Below are 18,630 nucleotides of genomic sequence, written 5' to 3' on the forward strand. Positions count from 1 at the left end.
TTTCGCGCGTGTAGATGAGAGGTAACTCCGAACACGTCATTAAACGTCGGGGGTTTTATGATGTATCCACATAGCGCACCACCACCAACCACAGCACATTTTTAAGAACAAGGACGGACTTATGTCTCAGCCTCAAGCGGCGACGCAGCCAGAATCCAGGGTGCAGGAGGATATCCGCCACCTCGGCCGCATCCTCGGCGACATTATTCGCGAACAAGAAGGCCAGGAAATTTTTGACCTGGTAGAAAACGCTCGGCGGGAGGCTTTCCGCATCGCCCGTGGCGAAGCCCAAATGTCCGACCTGGTGAATATGTTCCGCGATATTGATCCCGAAACCGCCATCTCGGTGATCCGCGCCTTTAGCCACTTCGCCCTGATGGCGAACCTCGCCGAAGACCTCCACGATGAGGAAGCCCGCATGCGCGCCTGGGAGGAAGAAGGGCACGCCCCGGATTCCACCCTGGAAGCAACCTGGCGCAAGCTAGAAGAAGCGCATGTGCGCAGCGAAGATGTCGCCCAGGTGATCTCGCGGGCCCTGGTTTCCCCAGTGTTGACCGCACACCCCACCGAGACGCGCCGCCGCACTGTTTTTGATGCGCAGAAGCATATTTCGCAGCTGATGGATCAGCGCCATACGCTGTTGGAAGCCGAACCGAATATCCGCACCCAAGCGCGTTTGGATGCGATTGATACCGATATTCGCCGCCGCATGACGGTGCTGTGGCAAACCGCTTTGATCCGCGTGAATCGCCCGCGGATTGAAGATGAGGTGGATGTGGGGCTGCGCTACTACAAGCTGAGCTTATTGCGGCAAATCCCGGCTCTTAACCGCGATGTCTTGGATCAACTGCGCAAACGCTATGGCGATGAGATCCCCGGGAATGTGGTGGTGCGTCCCGGTTCCTGGATTGGTGGCGACCATGATGGTAACCCCTATGTCACTGGTGCCACCTTGCACTATGCCACCAAGAAGGCCGCGCATACAGTGCTCAAGCACTATGCCACCCAGCTGCATGCCTTAGAGCGTGAACTTTCGCTATCGGATCGCATGACCGATGTGACAGTGGATCTGGTGAAGCTAGCGGCCAAGGGACATAACGATATTCCGGGGCGTGTTGATGAGCCTTATCGACGCGCTATCCATGGTGTGCGCGGCCGCATCCTGGCCACCATTGCTTCGCGGATTGATCCCGATGAGGTGGAAGGCGATTGGTATGAGGAGCACGAGCCTTATAGCAACCCGGATGAGTTTGCCGCTGACCTGGACATCGTTGATGCCAGCCTGCGGAAATCTCACGATGACATTATCGCTGACCACCGCCTGGCCGCACTGCGCTTCGCGGTAGCTAGCTTCGGCTTCAACCTCTATTCTTTGGATCTTCGCCAGAATTCGGAAAGCTTCGAAGATTGCCTGACCGAAGTTTTTGCTGCCGCCGGGGTAGTAGAGAACTACCGCGGTTTAAGCGAAGCGGAGAAGGTGGAGCTTTTGGTTGGAGAGCTGCGTTCCCCACGGCCGTTGATCCCCGAATATGCCCGCGATGGTTTTTCTGAAGCCACCGTGCGTGAGCTCGGGATTCTGCGTGCCGCAGCCAAAGCGGTGAAGAACTTCGGGCCACGAACCGTCCCGCATTGCATTATCTCGATGGCCTCCAGTGTCTCCGACATTCTGGAACCAATGATTCTGCTGAAGGAACATGGCCTGATTAATGCTAACGGGGATAACCCGACCGGCACGGTGGATATCATCCCGCTCTTTGAAACCATTGATGACTTGGCCGCCGGCGCTGGGATTATACGTGAGCTCTGGGAGCTGCCCATCTACCGCGCGTACCTTAGCCAGCGCGGGGACACCCAAGAGATCATGCTGGGCTATTCGGACTCCAATAAGGATGGCGGTTATTTTGCCGCCAATTGGGCGCTTTATGATGCCGAAATTAAGCTCTCGGAGCTGTGCAAGGAAGCCGGCGTGAATCTGCGTCTCTTCCATGGCCGCGGCGGCACCGTTGGCCGTGGCGGTGGACCTTCTTATGAAGCGATCCTGGCGCAGCCTAAGGGTGCGGTGAATGGTTCGGTACGTATCACCGAGCAGGGCGAAATTATTTCCGCAAAGTACGGCACCCCGGAATCCGCGCGACGCAACCTGGAGGCTTTGGTGTCCGCCACTTTGGAGGCCAGCCTGCTGGATGTTGAAGGTCTTGAAGATCCGGCCCGCGCCCAGGACATTATGCGGGAAATCTCGCGGCTTTCGCAGGAGCGCTACACCAAGCTCACCCATGATGATCCCGGGTTTATCCAATACTTCACCGAATCCACCCCGCTGGCGGAGATTGGTTCTTTGAATATTGGTTCGCGGCCTTCTTCCCGCAAGCAGACGGAGAGCATTTCGGATCTGCGGGCTATCCCGTGGGTGCTGGCATGGTCGCAATCCCGCGTAATGCTGCCGGGTTGGTTCGGTGTGGGTACTGCCTTGAAGTCTTTCATCGAGCAGGATCCTGAGAAGCACCGCGCTGAGCTGCGTCACCTCTACCAAGAATGGCCCTTCTTCGCCTCGGTGATGTCGAATATGGCGCAGGTGATGAGTAAGGCGGAGATGAACCTGGCTGGCCAGTACTCCACCTTGGTGAGCGATCCGGAAGTGGGACAGCGGATTCATGCGCAGATTGCCGAAGAATTCGAGTTGACCCTGGAGATGTTCAAGGAAGTCACCGGCAGCGACCAGCTGCTGGCGGATAACCCGGAGTTGGCTCGTTCGGTGCGCGCGCGGTTCCCCTACCTGCTGCCGCTGAACATCATCCAGTTGGAAATGCTGCGCCGTTATCGTGCCGGCGATTCCCGTTCGTTGGTGCCTTCGGGTATCCGGCTGACCATGAATGGGTTGGCCACCGCGCTGCGTAACTCCGGTTAGTGGCTTAGCTGCGTGTGCCTACGCAGCATCGGCCACCCAGGTGGTGTAAAGTTAGACGAGTTAATCTAGCGACAATCTCTAAGGAAATTCATGGTTCTGGCTCTGCAGATCATTTTGGTCCTCGCCTCTGTCATCATGACCGTCTTCGTGCTGCTGCACAAGGGCAAGGGCGGCGGCTTGTCGAGCCTCTTCGGTGGCGGTGTTCAGTCGAACCTCTCCGGTTCCACGGTGGTTGAGAAGAACCTCGACCGCTATACCATCGTCACCGCCGTGATCTGGGTGGCCTGCATCGTCGCTCTGAACCTGCTCGGTACCTACGGCAGCTAAGTTTTTCGCCCTTAGCTTCGGGGCTTGGGTTAAAGATTTTAAGACCGCATCCTTAGCTCTCTATTCGATGGAGAGCCGAGGATGCGGTCTTTTGTTTGCTTTAGCGCCTCCGCAACGCCCACACCAGGCTAATCACCCCCAGTGGGGCCATCAGAGCAACCGCGATCGTTACTCCTGAGGTGTAGAAGGGCATGAAGAGTGCATCAAGGAAGGGCGTGAAGAACACCAAGCTTTGGGCCAGGAGGAAGGCCGGTACTAACGCAAGGATGCATAGCGCGCCCACCCCGAGGAGCTTCACCAAATCCCCAACATCACGAACTGCCCGCGGTTTGAGCACGCGGCGGACCGCACTAACTAAAGCGCCAAGCGCAAGCAGCGTATAAATACTGGCCACCAGCGAGTGCAGATAGTTAGTGGGCAGAATCTCCCCTACGAAATCCGGTTCCGTGGAGTAGTCCGCCGGAAGCGGCAGGAAGTTCATGCCGGCGTTGCGGCTAGTTGTGATGAACTCATCGATTGCTTCATCGGGAGCATCAACGAAGATGGCGCCTTGGAGTGCGGTCTCGCGAAGCATGGGGTTGAGATCAGTTAAAAACTCTGGGGTTTGACGGAGCACTGGGATGTCATCGAGGGAGACCAGCTCATTTCCGGCGGCAAGCCAGGTTGTGCCGGGCGCTAGTTCGCTGGTGTCGGAAATGCGGTGGGCCTCTAGGGAAGGCGAGATATCCTCGGCGTGGTTGACTTTAGGGCCAAACGCCGCGCAGGGCAGAGGCTCGCAGAAATCCTGACCACTATTAAGCTCGGCAATCACCTCGCCACCGATGAGCACCAGTGGACGCTTGTCAACAGTGGCGTATGAATCGCCGAAGAGGCTTGGGAAATAGCTGATATCCATGGGTTGGGCACCGACCGAGCTATAAGGGTCGCGGTATTCCGCATAGGCTACCCCCGAGTCCATGGCGGATTGCAGCGCCTCAAGCGCGAGATCGAGGGCCTCATTATCTTCTTCCGGTGGGGCACCATAGTACTGCAACCACATGCGGGTTAATTCCGCATCCTTGATTGGGGTGGCGGCAGTGGGTTGATTAAGGGTGCGCAGATAAGTGATTATCTGTCCTGGCCCAACGGTGCTAAGTAGCAGCAGACTGAGGCTTAGCATCAACGAACTCAGGCCCACTACTGACCAGGCGCGGTAACCCTGTTTCTTGGAGCCAGCACCGAGCTGTGGCGGGCGAGGCACGCTCTCGGGGAAAGCAACACTTAAACCGATAATCAGTGCAGCGGAAATAACGAGCAAAGCCGCGGCGCGTGCGAAATAGAGGCCACTGAGTGTGAGGGTGGGCCAAGCGAGCGCGATGCCGATAAGTGCGCCAATGGCAAGCGCGAGGAGTCCGCCGGAACGCCGGGTGCGTGCACCGATGATGGCGGTGGCGAGCAGTGCAAGCCAGAAGAGATGGATGCTGGGGACATCCATGGCGAAGGCCTGGGCGCTCATGGGGGTGCCTTGGAGGTCAAGCTCCGGGGCGAAACTCCATTGCTGGGAGGCGGTGGCGATGTCTTGTGCAGTGGCTTCTGCTTCGGCGGTGCTGGGGGCGCTGATTTTATAGGTGCCTTCGGGGATCAGCGCATCGGCGGCGGGGATGAGCAGGAACTCATAGAGGTGATCGCGGTTCTCCAGCGGCACGGTACCGAGGATCTCGGTCTGCTCATCGAGGTAGGGGCAGCGGATGTTCTTGGTCCAGCGATCGGCGCAATAACTGCCCTCGAAAAGGATCGCCTGCGGGGTGGCGGAAGGTGTGAGGGAATAATCTTTGAGCGAGGCCACCGCGCCGGTGGGATCAATAAGGCCCAGTGCTGGGAGCGCATCCGGGATGTTATTGAGGTCTAATTCGATGGCGGCGTGATGCTCGCTGAGGATGTGGGTGAGTTCTGCGAGGTCTTCGGGGGTGGTCTGCGGGGTGACGGGTTCGACGGTGTCTGGGGAATAATCCAGCCAGAGGCCAAGCGAGGTGTAGTTCTCTTCGCCGAGCAGGCTGGCGGGTTGGTATGTTTCCGGTGAGGTGTGGGCGTAGGTGGCGGCCAGGAGGGTGCTTAGGGCACCAAGCGCGAGGGTCGGAAGGGGGAGGTGTGCTTTCATCTTGGGATCGATCCCTTCGGATGAGATGTGTGCAGTTGGATCCGCTGAGCTAGGGCAATTTCATAGCCGCGAGCATAAAGCAACATCACCATGAGGAAGATGAGGCTGAGAGCGAGGGCAATAAGTGGGATGAGTGGGCCGGTTTTTAGGCCTAAGAAGAGGGCCAGTGGGATGCCGCAGGCGGCAGGAACCAGGATACTGAGCAGGATGGATAAGCCGAGGGCCCTGCTGGTTTCTTGGATGGGGGCGCGCCAGGCGCGACGGCAGCTGGCATAAAACGCACCGCCCAAAAGCAGTGCCAGCAGCGGCATGAGCATGGTGGGGTTGGGGGCGAAGGGGAGTTGGTGTTGGTGGAACATGGCCAAGCTCCAGCCGAAATTGGTGATGGAAAGCGCAAAGAGGATGGCGCTGATCCCGGGTTTGAGCCAGCGAAGCGGAGTGCCTTTGGGGAGGCGGAGTTGTTCGATCAGGGCGGGGTCGCGGAGGTTGAGGGCTTCTTTGTGGGTGCCGATGGTGGAGGCGCGGTAGAGGATCAAGAAGCTTAAGGTGCCGGCGATGAAGGGGGAGACTAGTGCCCAGGTAAGTCCGCGGTGGAGTTCTTCTACGTTGTGGAGCAGGTAGTAGCGCAGGCCAATAAACGCGGCGGTGAAAACCGCCCCGGCGAGGGTGCCGGTGGTAGTAAAGAGCACCTTGAGGCGATAGTCCAGGCGGCGGCCATCCCGCGAGCTGGTCCACCAATACACCCAGGCCGCGTAGAGCGCCGCGAGGATAGGGAGAAGCGCAAAGGTGGTGCTGGCGGGATGATTCATGCGGCCCGTGGCGTGTAGCTCCCAGAAGTATTCTCCCAAGGTGGGGAAGAAGAACATGGTGATGCCAATGATCGCGGCGATCAGCATGGAAGGAATAACTACGAGGGGGCGCATCATGGCGGGACTTTCGGATATTGTGCCAGGTATTAGCGGGAAGACTTTAGGGGCATCCCCCTCGCTGCTCCGAGGAGTATTCCCATCAGTACTAACGCACCCACAATGGCGCAGGGGTACACCAGTACTGCCCAGTCTTCGCCATTCATGAAGAGGCTGCTCCAGGGGGCGATAATGGTGGGAATAATAATGCCCACGATGATCACCCCAACCACGCTGAGCATGGGATGAATATTCTCCCTGGCGATCAACCCGCGGGCGATAGTAAAGAACATCATGCCCAGTAGCGCCATTGCGGCGATGCGCAACCAGAGCGAGGGGTGGCTCAGAATTTTAGTGGGCGTGTAGATCCTGTGGTTGACATCCTGGTAATGCTCCTGCGAGAGAATCACGCCGGCGGTGGCAGCTTGCTGAATAATTTCATTGATTTCTGCGTTGCTTGCGCCGGTGAACACTGTGCCAAGGAGGACCGCGCGGGCGGCTTCATCATGTAATGCGGCGATATCTTCCGCGGGTAGACGCACCAGCAGGGCATGGTCAATACTCTGATAGCTGCGGTCCGCGGCGAAGATACTGCCCTTGGCGTTATTGGGGGCCGCCGTTAAGTCGAAATTATGGCCGGCGATCTCCAAGTAGTTCGGCATAATGCGGACTTCATCACCGGACATAGCGCAGGGGGCGGGGTCGCAGAGTTGGGTATCTGCTTGTACTTCGCGGATTTTATCGCCCAAGAGGTAGAACTGCGTGTGCGGACGGGACATATAATCGTCCCGGATCTCAGCGCCTGGATCGTTGCTTTGCTCGGGTTTAATGTCCTCAGAGCCCACCGCGTAGGCCTTATCTTGCTCAATCAGCGCGGCGAGCGTTTCCAGGGCCTCGGTGGGGCGCGATTCGCTTTCCCGTGGCCCCACGACGTCGTCGAAATACGCAGGATTCTTTTCGCTTAAGACCTCGTGGATGCTGCCCTTGTGGTAGTAAGTCCGCGGGCCATCAGCAAAGCTCGCCAGCGAAGCAGCGGCGCCGATAAACACCAAGCCGGCGACGCCTAAGGAGACCCAGCTCAGGGCGCTGACCATGGGTTTTTGAGACTCCGTCTTGGGGTAGATCAGCTGGAGAATAACCACCATCAGGATGAAGGACACCGCGGCGAGGAATATTTTTTCGCCCGCCGATTCGGAGTAGTGCAGGTAGGTGATGATGCCGCCAACTACCCAGCCAATCAGCGCGCCGGAAGTAATTTTGCTGCGCGCTAAGCGGGTTCCTAGCTGGGTGGTGGTTTTGCGCCAATAGAAAAATAGCGCAACCAAAAGCCCGATGAGCAGGATGAGGGAGAACTGGAGAAAGACGGCGACTTCTTGGTAGAAGAATGTGCCGACTTTGGTGACCGAGTAGCCGGAGTTTTCTAGCAGATCGGTGGCTTCGGAGACCACCTCCTTGGACTTCTCATTAAAAATCAGCGTGCCTTGGAATACCGGGTCACTTGTGGCCGGGATCAGGAGGTATTGGGTGTTACCCCAGTTATCCTGGGGTGCATCCACGCTACCGAGGATCTCTGTGTGCTCCGGGATCACGTCGCAGGCTTTATTGCTTTCCTGCCAGAGCATGTCGCAGGCGGAACCAGAGACCAGGATGGCTTTACGTTCCGTACCTGGTGTGAGATCGAAATTTTTGAGCCAGGGGAGCTGCCTGCTGGGATCATAGATTGCGTAGGCGTGGCTGCGATAGTTACTCGTTTCGGTAAAGAGTCCCGCCGCAACCTGTTTTTCTTCTAGGAGCTTCAGCAGATCCGCTTGGGTTTTATCTTTGCCATCGGCAGGCGCTTTAAGGTCAAAGTTCAGCTGCGTCTCGGTGGCTTGGGGGTCTGCATTGGGCAGCAGCGATAAGGCGGTTTCTTCCGCCACGAAGCTGGGGTACATATTCCAGCCGATCTTCTCCTCGCTTGCGCCTAGCTGTACTCCCAACACCACCAGGATGAAAGTCATCAGAGCAGCCGGAAACGTAATAAGCCGACGGGGCAGGGTAGGGGTCATGGCGGAAGACTCCTCGACAGTTCACTAACTCTTACTGCCCACAAGCATGCCAGAGACTTAGGCTTCCCTGTGTTCTTATTGTGAATCGTGCCCAAACCGTAACCCTCGTTAGGGAGCGAGATAGAGCACCGTTTCTTCTTTCCCTTCCGCACCCGCTGCTGGCCACTCGGCAGGATCCGCCCTATCAATCACCTGCTGCGCAGCCTCCGCCTTTTCAGCACCCGAAACCAGCAGCCACACCTTCTTCGCCCTGGCAATCGCTGGCAGCGTCAAACTCACCCGCTCCGCCGGTGGCTTCGGGGAGTTCTTCACCGCCACCACTAGCCGCTGGGTTTCCGCCACCGCCTCGGTATGCGGGAAAAGCGAATTAATATGGCCCTCTCCGCCCATACCAAGCAGATGCAGATCAAACTCCTTGACCTGCCCAATCAGCTCCTCATAATTTTGCGCAGCGCGGGCCAGGTCCACACCCCCAAGCTTCATGCCGTGAATATTTTCCTCCGGGATTTCTACCTGCCCCAAGAGCGCCTCGCGTGCTTGCCCCTCGTTGGATTCCGGATCAGTTACTGGCACATTGCGCTCATCCCCGAAGTACACATGCACCTTCGACCAATCCGCGATCTCCGCGTCCTTTAGCGCCGCCAAGAGCCCAATCCCATTGGAGCCCCCAGTCAGCACCACATGCGCGCTGCCATTTTCCCTGATCGCCTGATTAATCAGCGCCACGGTATCCGCCGCCGCAGCGGTAATCAGCGAAGCCTGGTCCGTAAATTTTTTCAGTGAAAATCCCACGTGCTATCCCTCCGGGAAATGAACCTCGTTAAGCCCGGTCAACGCCGCCTCATAGGCGCCATCCGGATCCAAGTGCCTTAATTCTTCCGCCAAACAATCCGCATCCGGTCGCCGCGAAAGCGCCACCAGTGCCGCCGGACGTCCCGGCACCTCCACGCTAATGGTGTGCGCATCTTCCACCCGCACCCGCAGGGTGTCCTCGGTGGTAGAAAACTCCACATTCGCGACCATAAATCCATCGCCTTCCGCAGGGCTATCAATCACCCGCGTGACCCTGACCTGCGGCAAACGCGCCGCCAACCAGCCCGCCGCAATATCCACACTGGGATCAATCGTCGCGCCATACACAATCACCGACTGCAAATCTTCCGCCTTAAATTGATCAAAAGCAGAAGCCACAATCCCACGCCAAGGAGTAATCCGCGACCACGCCAAATCCGAATCCCCCGGGGTGTAATGATGTCTGCGCACATAAAGCGCATCCATCGGACCATCATGCAAAGAATCCGTGATCCGCCGCTGCGCAATTTTCCCCAACGGATGTTCCGCCGGATTCTGCGGCGCCGTTGATGGCCACCACGTCACAATCGGAGTATCCGGCAACAGCAATGGCGTCACCACATGCTCCAAATGCCGAGCAATCTCCCCCTGAATCGTCATAATCACCATCTCCGACGCCCCCGCGTCCTCACCAACCCGCACAGTGGCATTCAAAATGGGGTCACAACGATCCGCATTCCCACAGTCCGGATCCTCCACCATCACCAACACCCGCGCCGGATGCTCATGCGACACCGTCGCCGTGGTGGCAATAATATCCTCTAAATCATCCTGTGGCCCCGCCACTACCAGCAGCGTCAGTACCCGCCCAGACGCAGCTGCGGCCGCATCCCGGGACTCAATCAACGCCCGCGTTATTTCGCTGGTGGTGGTGTTTGGCAAATCAATAATCACGCTGCTGTCCTTCTTGGGTTAAATTTTGCTTTGCCCGAGATCCTATGGCTGGGGGAGGCATCTTCCTTGGCTCTCGGAGGGCGGCTGAGCTTTGCCGCGCCTTTTAGGGCCGACGCCAGCTTCGTCCACTTCTTTCCAGCATCCGATCAGCCGAAGCCGGACCCCAGGTACCGGCCTCATAGTCTTCTGGTCGACCATGCGTTGCCCAATAATCCAAAATCGGATCCAAAATCTCCCAGGACAACTCCACCTCTTCATTAGTAGGGAAGAGGCTGGGCTCATCCAAGAGCACATCCAAAATCAAGCGCTCATAGGCTTCCGGCGATTCCTCCGTGAAGGACTCCGCATAAGAGAAGTCCATATTCACATCACGAACCTCCATGGTGGAGCCCGGAACCTTCGAACCAAAGCGCATCAACACACCTTCATCTGGTTGGATGCGAATCACCACCGCATTATTCCCCAATGCCGTGGTCGTGCCTTCCCCAAAGGGATGGTGCGGCGGCTCCTTAAAGATCAACGCAATTTCCGTGACCCGACGCCCCAGACGCTTGCCGGTACGCAAATAGAAGGGCACACCCTTCCACCGCCTCGAAGCAATCTCCAAGGTACAGGCCGCAAAAGTTTCCGTGGTTGATTCCGGATCAAAGCCTTCTTCTTCCCGCAGCCCGCGCACCTTTTCCGAGCCCTGCCACCCGGCGGCGTATTGCCCCCGCGCCGTGGTCATGGCCAGCGGCTGCACCGCGCTGGTGGCACGTAAAATTTTCACCTTCTCTGTCTGCAGCTCTCGCGGCCCGAAGCTCAGAGGCTCTTCCATAGCAATCAAAGCCAAGAGCTGGATGAGGTGATTTTGGATCACATCGCGGGCCGCACCAATGCCGTCGTAATACCCCGCACGACCCCCCAACCCAATATCCTCCGCCATGGTGATCTGCACATGGTCGATATAGTGCGCATTCCACATCGGCTCAAAGAGCTGGTTAGCAAAACGCAAGGCCAAAATATTTTGGACCGTCTCTTTACCCAGGTAGTGATCAATACGGAACACACTTTGTTCCGGGAACACCGCATTGACCACATTATTGAGCTCACGGGCAGATTCCTGGTCATGGCCGAAGGGCTTTTCAATCACCACACGGCGCCAGGACCCCTCCGGGGCCTCCGCCAAGCCCGAGCGCTTGAGCTGCGCACACACATCACTGAAGTAATCCGGCGGTACCGACAAATAAAACGCCCAGTTCGCTCCCGCACTGCCGTGGTTGGTCTCTAATTCCTTGAGCTTATCGCTGAGCTTGTCAAAGCCTTCTTCATCAAAGTTTCCACCCACAAAATGCATGCCGCTTGCCAAGCGCCGCCACACATTACGCCGGAAAGTAGTGCGCGCACCAGCTTTCACAGCCTTCTCGACATAGTCCTCAAAGTCCTGCTTGGACCAATCGCGGCGCCCATAACCAATGAGGTTAAAGCCCGCAGGCAGCAGGCCTCGATGTGCGAGATCATAAATGGCCGGCAGGAGCTTCTTATAGGCCAGGTCACCGGTAACGCCAAAGATCACCATGCCAGAGGGCCCAGCAATCCGCGGTAAGCGTTTATCTTCCGGGTCGCGTAAAGGATTGCTGAGGTTCTGTGCTGCTGGGGTCACTAGGTTCACGCTCCGGATAGCAGGGGTTATTTCTATTCCTCCATAGGTTACGCGCTTCACCCCAGCGGAAGCTAGCAACGGCCACTGTTCGATTAACGCTCGGCCCCTCATTGATCTTCCCCCTCCCCCCAATACCGTCCTTGACCAGTATCTTCAACCTGTACTTGATACTTGTTCGATCAGGAACGTTTTTCGACAAAATAACTAGACAACTCATGACCGTACTATTAAGATGGGACATAGTCAAGAACACATAATCGAAAACACCAGGTAGCGTGTACCTAAGGGGGGTTATTATGAACGCTACGCAACCTTATTGGTCCCACACTGACGTCACCGATCCCATCAGTAAACGCCAGTGCCAGTACAGACGCGATGACCTAGCGCTCTTCATCACACACCTTCCGCGCGAAGATGATGACGCCGATACCCACATCGCTGCCTATGCCAGCGCTGATGGCCGCAGCAAGTACATGATCGAACGTGGGTTCAAAGGCGCAGATATGATCCTGAAGCTTCCCAAGCTTCACCAGCAGGTCCAAGAGCTTGGACACCTAGACCTACGCTATCTCGCCGCCATAGATGATTGCCTCGAGGGCGTGGCCGAAGACCTACTTCCGCAGTTCGATGATCTCCTTCTCGAGTACTTCACCCCACAAGAAGTCGCCGAAACGCTGCCCACCGTGAAAGCTCTCCAAAAATTTCTTGAGCGCCACAAATTAGAGCACGTGCCTGGTTACGCCGAGTATGTCGACGCCGCCTATGAGGAACGCCACCTCGATTTCCACAGCACGAAGGATGGCCTCCACACCATCGAAGGCGTCATAACCGAAGAAGAAGGCACCATCTTAAAAACGGCGCTGGATAAAACCGCCAAGCAGCACAACACTGACCGCATCGGTGCGCTCATGGGCCTGGTGACCGGGGACTTCAAGCCCGGCACCATCACCTTGAATTATTTTGCGCCCAGCCCCGAAGAAAAACCCACCTACCTCGATGGCGCTGGGTATCTCAGCAACATGAATACCGCCGTGTTCAACCAAGTTGAGGTACAAACCCGCAACCTCGCTGACGCAGTGGCGTATCTAAACCCGGATTACTCGCCTACCCGAGACCAAAAAACCGCGGTGCGCCTACGCGATGGGCACTGCCGTTTCCCCGGCTGCACCGTAGAAGCCGCGAACTGCCAGATCGACCATGTCTTTGAGTGGGATAAGGGCGGCCAAACCATCGTCACGAACCTGCAATGCCTCTGCAAGTACCACCACAACCTCAAAACCGGTGGCCGGCTTAGGGTCTTCATGGACCACAACGCAGTGTGCACCTGGATCTGGCGGAACCTTGGGTGCACCACCACCCGCCCGGACGGCCCGCTGGCCGAAGTATCCCGAGCTAATTGGGGCCAGAAGTGGGGAAGTCGTCGTGCTCGCCCCCAGACCTGCACACAAGGCGAAAAAGCTTTTAAATCTGAAGCCCAGAAAAGAAAGAAAACCCCCGGGAATCTCATCCCGGGGGCCAAGGAGCTTAGCTTAAGCGCTCATCCATAGAATCTAGGAGCTCAGTCCATGCGTCTACGAATTTCTCCACGCCTTCGCGTTCCAACACCGCGAAGACATCCTCCAGGTCGATGCCCACCGCATCGAGCTGCTGGAAAATCTTCTCGGATTCTTCGGCAGTACCGTTCAGCGTGTCGCCGTGCAGGCCCCCCTGCTCCAGCACCGCATCGATGGTGGCTTCCGGCATGGTGTTCACCGTGTCCGGGCCAGCCAGCTCAGTGACATACAAGGTGGCTGGGTACTCGGGGTTCTTCACACCGGTAGAAGCCCACAGCGGACGCTGCACATGCGCGCCTTCCGGAAGGTCCTCAAAAAGTTCCTTGAACACGGCATAGGCGCGGCGAGCATTCGCCACCCCAGCCTTACCGCGCAGTGCCAAGGCTTCCTCAGTGCCGATCTCTTCGAGGCGCTTATCCACTTCGGTATCCAAACGGGACACGAAGAAGCTAGCCACGGAGTGAATCTTGCTTGGATCCTCGGCACGGCGGATGCCGTCCAGGTAAGCAGCGACGACTTCCCGGTAGCGGGCCACCGAGAAAATCAGGGTGACGTTCACGCTGATGCCTTCAGCCAAAGCATCCGAGATAGCCGGCAAAGATTCCGGGGTGGCCGGGATCTTGATCATCACATTGGGGCGATCAACCTTCGACCACAGCTCACGGGCCTGCTCCAAGGTGGCATCACGGTCAGCGGAAATCCGCGGATCAACCTCGATCGATACGCGGCCATCAGCACCACCGGAGGCCTCAAAAATGTCTGCGAAAATATCGCAGGCAGCCTGAACGTCCTTGATGCTCATGGCATACACCGCGCGGTCAGCTGGTTCGCCTTGCGCCTTCAGCTCAGCAATCTGAGCATCGTAGGCGGTGCCCTTGCTCATCGCAGCAGCAAAGATGGCCGGATTGGTGGTCACACCAACAACAGCTTTGTTCTCGATGACTTCCTTCAGGTTCCCGGAATCAATGCGATCGCGGGAAAGGTCATCCAACCAAGTGGAGGTGCCCAGCTCGGCGAGTTCTTTAATAGCGTTCATAGAATCATCCTTCTTTATTGGGCGTCCAGCGAGCACTTAGCAGCGCCAACTACCGCATCGGCAGTAATACGAAACTCTTCGAAAAGCTTCTGGTACGGGGCGGAAGCACCGAAGTGCTCCAAGGACACCGCGCGACCATTCTGGCCGACCCACTTGTGCCAAGGCATAGCCACACCGGCTTCCACAGATACGCGGGCTTTCACCGAGGAAGGCAGCACCGACTCGATGTACTCGGCATCCTGCTGTTCGAACCAATCCATGCAGGGAACCGAAACAACGCGAGCCGCAATGCCTTCTTCTCCCAGACGCTTGGCAGCCTCAACCGCCAGGTGGACCTCAGAACCGGAGCCCATCAGGATCACATCCGGGGTGCCCTCGCAGTCCACGAGAATGTAGCCGCCACGGCGAACACCCTCGTCGCCCTTTTCCTTCGTGCCTTCTAGCACCGGCACATTCTGGCGGGTCAATGCCAGACCCTTCGGGCCTTCCGGAGCCAGCAGCGCATGCTTCCAGGCGTATGCGGTTTCATTGGCATCCGCCGGCCGCAGCACCGACATATTCGGGATCGCCCGCAAAGAAGCGAGCTGCTCAACCGGCTGGTGGGTAGGACCATCTTCACCCAAGCCGATGGAATCGTGGGTCCACACATAATAAGCGTCGGTGCCCATCAAGGCCGCCAGCCGAACCGCCGGGCGCATGTAGTCAGAGAAAATCAGGAAGGTACCGCCATACACGCGGGTATTACCGTGCAGAGCAATACCGTTCATGATGGATCCCATGGCGTGCTCACGAATACCGAAGTGCAGGGTGCGGCCATAAGGCTCAGCGGTCCAGGTGGACGTAGAAATCGATTCCGGACCGAAGGAAGGCGAGCCCTTAATGGTGGTGTTATTGGATCCCGCCAGGTCAGCGGAGCCACCCCAAAGCTCCGGCAGAGCTGCCCCCAATACCTGCAGAGTAGCTTCGGAGGCCTTACGGGTTGCAACGGAATCCCCAGCTTCCCAGGTGGGCAGCTCATCGGCGAAGTCCTTCGGCAGCTCACGCATAGAAACGCGATCAAACAGGGCTTTACGCTCCGGGTTATTCACCGCCCACGCATCGAAGGACTCCTGCCACTGCGCATGCGCCTGCGCACCGCGTTCCTGCAGCTTGCGGGTGTGCTCAATCACCTCATCGGCGATATAGAAGTGCTTCTCTGGATCAAAGCCCAAGGCCTGCTTGGTGGCAGCCACTTCATCTTCACCCAGAGCCGCACCGTGCGAAGCACCGGTGTTCATCAGGTTCGGTGCCGGATAAGCAATCACGGTACGCACACGAATGAAGGTGGGACGCTCAGTCTCAGCCTTGGCCTTTTCCACAGCATCCAAAATGGCGGCAACGTCTTCACCACCTTCGACCTCCAGGGTTTGCCACCCATAGGCCTCATAGCGCTTAACTACGTCTTCGTTGAAGGCAATTTCAGTGTCATCTTCAATCGAGATGCGGTTGTCATCCCAGAACACAATCAAATTGCCCAGCTTCTGGGTACCCGCCAGCGAACACGCCTCCGCGGTCACGCCTTCTTGCAGGTCACCATCCGAAGCGATCACATAAATATAGTGATCAAATGGCGACTCACCAGCCGGAGCCTCCGGGTCAAAAAGTCCACGCTCACGACGCGCCGCCATCGCCATACCCACCGAAGACGCCAGACCCTGGCCCAGCGGACCGGTGGTGATCTCCACGCCCTTGGTGTGGCGATATTCCGGGTGCCCCGGAGTCAACGACCCCCAGGTGCGCAGCGCCTTGAGGTCTTCCATCTCCAGGCCAAAACCACCCAGGTAAAGCTGAATATATTGGGTCAGCGAGGAGTGCCCACAGGACAGCACAAATCGGTCACGACCAGCCCACTCGGTGTCCTTGGGATCATGACGCAGCACCTTTTGGTACAAGGTGTACGCCAGGGGAGCCAGGCTCATCGCGGTGCCGGGGTGTCCGGAACCACACTTTTGCACCGCATCTGCCGCTAGCAGACGGGTGGTGTCGATGGCCTTGGTGTCCAGCTCAGACCAGCCGTCAGTGGGGTAGCGGCGCTCGGTGAGGGACGAAAGTTCAGGTGACAATGCCACAGTGGTGCTCCCTAAAAAGGATTGATGGATAAGTTTTCTTCCAGGTTTCAACCTTAGTGTCTTTTGCTCAGGGCTGCTTTATCCGAGAGCATCCTCCCGTGCCCCGAAAATTTAGCCCCGCGGGGTGCGGCATGCCTCACGTATTTCTGGTCAACGCGAGTAGTATGAATAGACCCCCAATGCACACCCAAATAGTGCTGGGGGTTTAACATGATTCAGTCGCCTACCCCCGAAGGATTAAGGTGGCGGGAACTATTCCGACCGCCTTTCCGACTAATGGGCATTCGTACCACAACCCAAATCTGGAGGACATTTCTGTTGGAGAAGATCAAGGCCTATATCGCGCTCACGAAGCCGCGGGTCATCGAGCTCCTCCTCGTCGCTACCATTCCGGCGATGCTCCAGGCTGACCGTGGATCCAATAACATCCTGCTCATCTTGTCCACCCTGATCGGCGGCTGGATGGGCGCCGCTGCCGCCAATACCTTCAACATGGTGGCCGATTCCGATATTGACCAGCGCATGGGCCGCACCCGTGCCCGCCCGCTGGTCCGCCACACCGTCTCCAATCGCGATGCCACGATCTTCGCGTGGGCGATGACCATTCTTAGTTTCCTGTGGCTATGGCTGCTGTGTCATTCTTTGACCGCCGCCATCTTCGTGATGATCACCATCGCGTTTTATATCTTCGTCTACACGAAGTGGCTCAAACGCCGCACCCACATGAATATCGTGTGGGGCGGTGCCGCTGGCTGTATGCCGGTGATGGTGGGCTGGGCCGTCATGGTCGATAACGCCCCGCCCGGTACCCCCGCTCAATGGTGGCAAGCCATTGTTCTTTTCCTCATCATTTTCTTCTGGACCCCGCCACATACCTGGGCGCTGGCCATGAAGTACCGCGAGGATTATGAACGCGCCGGTGTGCCCATGCTCCCGGTGGTCCGCAAACCAGTCCAGGTGACCCGCCAAATCGTGTGGTACACCGTGGCCACCGTGATTACTACCGTGCTGCTGATTCCCGCCGCCGGTTGGATCTATGCCGCAGGCGCCATCATTGGTGGCATCTGGTTCCTCATCATGGCGATTCTCCTGCACCGCGGCGTTGCCGCCGGCGGGAATGTGAAGCCGCTGAAGCTCTTTATTCTCTCGAATAACTACCTTGCGCTGGTGTTCGTGGCCTTAAGCGTCGATGCCATTATCGGTTGGGAAACCATTGGCCGCATGCTCGGCTGGACCACGACCTTCTTCTAAACCTCCAGCACCAAAGATCCGGTGGTCTTGCGCTCCTGCAGATCACGGTGCGCCTGCGCCGCATCAGCCAAGGGATACACCCCACCAATCCGAATATTCAGCTTGCCGTCCACCAGCATCTGCGTCACCGCCTGCGCCCGCATGCGGAATTCACCTTCCCCAGCCGTATAAGCCCCAATCGAGGGCCGCGTGAGGAAGATGGAGCCATGCGTATTTAACACTTGGGGATCCACCGGTGGGACCGGACCAGATGCCGCACCAAACAGGCACACAATGCCGCGGGGACGTACCACTTCCAATGATTCTTGGAAGGTGTCCTTACCCACGCCGTCGTACACCACATCCACGCCATACCCCCCATTACGGCGACGAATCGTTTCCGCCAGGTTCTCGCTATAGCGGAACACCTCGGTAGCTCCAGCAGCGTAGGAGAGTTCTTCCTTCTCATCGGAGCTAACTACCGTATACACCCGCGCACCGCGCGCAGCGGCCATCTGGGTGGCCAATAGGCCCACACCACCAGCACCGGCGGTGATCACACAGGAATCCCCCTCTTTAAGCTCCGCCACCCCATCGGTGAGGTAGTGCGCAGTAATACCCTGCAGCAGCATGCTGGCCGCCACATGCGGGTGCACCCCCTCCGGTACTGCCACCAGGCGATCCCGTGGGACAATCACTTGCTCCGCATAGGATCCCAGTGCCGAGCACCAGGCCACCAGGGTGCCTTCTGCAATCTCCCCCTTGGGGTCCTTAAGGACCCGCCCGGTACCTTCTTGGCCGGGAATGAAGGGGAGGGTTTCGTGGTAGATACCTTCGCGATAGTAGGTATCGATGTAGTTGACGCCGGCTACCTCGACGTGCACCAGGATGTCATCGGGATCCTGTGAGCTCGGGGCCTCAACATCTTCGCGATAGTGCAAAACGTCCGGTCCACCGGTTTCTGAGATGTAGATCGCTTTCATACACCCCAGG

The 18,630-nt window shown here is 57.7% G+C and carries 13 protein-coding genes; 4 read left to right on the plus strand and 9 right to left on the minus strand.

The features are described from left to right. Positions 1-121 precede the first annotated feature (121 nt). Together ppc and secG are read left to right on the plus strand one after the other, a co-directional pair. Entirely contained in the window at positions 122-2,905 is a 2,784-nt protein-coding gene (gene ppc, locus BMZ01_RS07710) for a phosphoenolpyruvate carboxylase (RefSeq protein ID WP_092286136.1), read from the plus strand. Between the two features lie 90 nt (positions 2,906-2,995). Continuing rightward, positions 2,996-3,232 carry a preprotein translocase subunit SecG gene (secG, locus tag BMZ01_RS07715; protein WP_092286138.1) on the plus strand — a complete coding sequence of 79 codons (237 nt, stop codon included), beginning with the start codon at positions 2,996-2,998 and terminating at the stop codon, positions 3,230-3,232. 100 nt (positions 3,233-3,332) lie between these two features. Here the strand turns inward: secG and BMZ01_RS07720 are convergent, their stop codons facing one another. From BMZ01_RS07720 to zwf, 6 genes are all read right to left on the minus strand, one after another. After that, entirely contained in the window at positions 3,333-5,369 is a 2,037-nt protein-coding gene (locus BMZ01_RS07720; protein WP_092286140.1) for a hypothetical protein, read from the minus strand. Further along, entirely contained in the window at positions 5,366-6,295 is a 930-nt protein-coding gene (locus tag BMZ01_RS07725; RefSeq protein WP_092286142.1) for a hypothetical protein, read from the minus strand. Before BMZ01_RS07725 ends, BMZ01_RS07720 begins: the two co-directional genes overlap by 4 nt. 29 nt (positions 6,296-6,324) lie before the next feature. After that, positions 6,325-8,322: a hypothetical protein gene (locus BMZ01_RS07730; protein WP_092286144.1), complete on the minus strand. Its 1,998-nt coding sequence runs from the start codon at positions 8,320-8,322 to the stop codon at positions 6,325-6,327. 108 nt (positions 8,323-8,430) lie between these two features. After that, complete coding sequence (gene pgl / locus BMZ01_RS07735; RefSeq protein ID WP_223845806.1) at positions 8,431-9,114, minus strand: 6-phosphogluconolactonase; 684 nt, start codon at positions 9,112-9,114, stop codon at positions 8,431-8,433. A gap of 3 nt (positions 9,115-9,117) precedes the next feature. After that, on the minus strand, positions 9,118-10,068 hold the full coding sequence (locus BMZ01_RS07740) for a glucose-6-phosphate dehydrogenase assembly protein OpcA (RefSeq protein WP_092286146.1): 951 nt from the start codon (positions 10,066-10,068) through the stop codon (positions 9,118-9,120). 103 nt (positions 10,069-10,171) lie between these two features. After that, positions 10,172-11,719 (minus strand): glucose-6-phosphate dehydrogenase, encoded by a 1,548-nt coding sequence (gene zwf / locus BMZ01_RS07745; protein WP_223845805.1) that lies wholly within the window; start codon positions 11,717-11,719, stop codon positions 10,172-10,174. Positions 11,720-12,006: 287 nt separating this feature from the next. Here zwf and BMZ01_RS07750 point away from each other — a divergent pair, with 287 nt between their 5' ends. Next, positions 12,007-13,257, plus strand: a complete 1,251-nt coding sequence (locus BMZ01_RS07750; RefSeq protein ID WP_092286150.1) for an HNH endonuclease signature motif containing protein — start codon at positions 12,007-12,009, stop codon at positions 13,255-13,257. On the opposite strand, the gene tal is transcribed toward BMZ01_RS07750, so the two are convergent. Together tal and tkt are read right to left on the minus strand one after the other, a co-directional pair. Continuing rightward, the gene (gene tal / locus BMZ01_RS07755; RefSeq protein ID WP_092286152.1) at positions 13,235-14,299 is read right to left on the minus strand and encodes a transaldolase; all 1,065 of its coding nucleotides are present in this window, start codon (positions 14,297-14,299) and stop codon (positions 13,235-13,237) included. The genes BMZ01_RS07750 and tal overlap by 23 nt on opposite strands. Before the next feature lie 14 nt (positions 14,300-14,313). Further along, positions 14,314-16,407: a transketolase gene (tkt, locus tag BMZ01_RS07760; RefSeq protein ID WP_092286154.1), complete on the minus strand. Its 2,094-nt coding sequence runs from the start codon at positions 16,405-16,407 to the stop codon at positions 14,314-14,316. 276 nt (positions 16,408-16,683) lie between these two features. Between tkt and BMZ01_RS07765 the strand changes: the two genes are divergently transcribed. Beyond that, on the plus strand, positions 16,684-17,658 hold the full coding sequence (locus BMZ01_RS07765; RefSeq protein WP_092286156.1) for a heme o synthase: 975 nt from the start codon (positions 16,684-16,686) through the stop codon (positions 17,656-17,658). Here the strand turns inward: BMZ01_RS07765 and BMZ01_RS07770 are convergent. Further along, positions 17,655-18,620 carry a quinone oxidoreductase family protein gene (locus BMZ01_RS07770; protein ID WP_092286158.1) on the minus strand — a complete coding sequence of 322 codons (966 nt, stop codon included), beginning with the start codon at positions 18,618-18,620 and terminating at the stop codon, positions 17,655-17,657. The genes BMZ01_RS07765 and BMZ01_RS07770 overlap by 4 nt on opposite strands. Positions 18,621-18,630: the final 10 nt, after the last annotated feature.

The organism is Corynebacterium spheniscorum (genome assembly GCF_900113445.1).
In the GTDB taxonomy this organism is placed as follows: Bacteria; Actinomycetota; Actinomycetes; order Mycobacteriales; family Mycobacteriaceae; genus Corynebacterium; species Corynebacterium spheniscorum.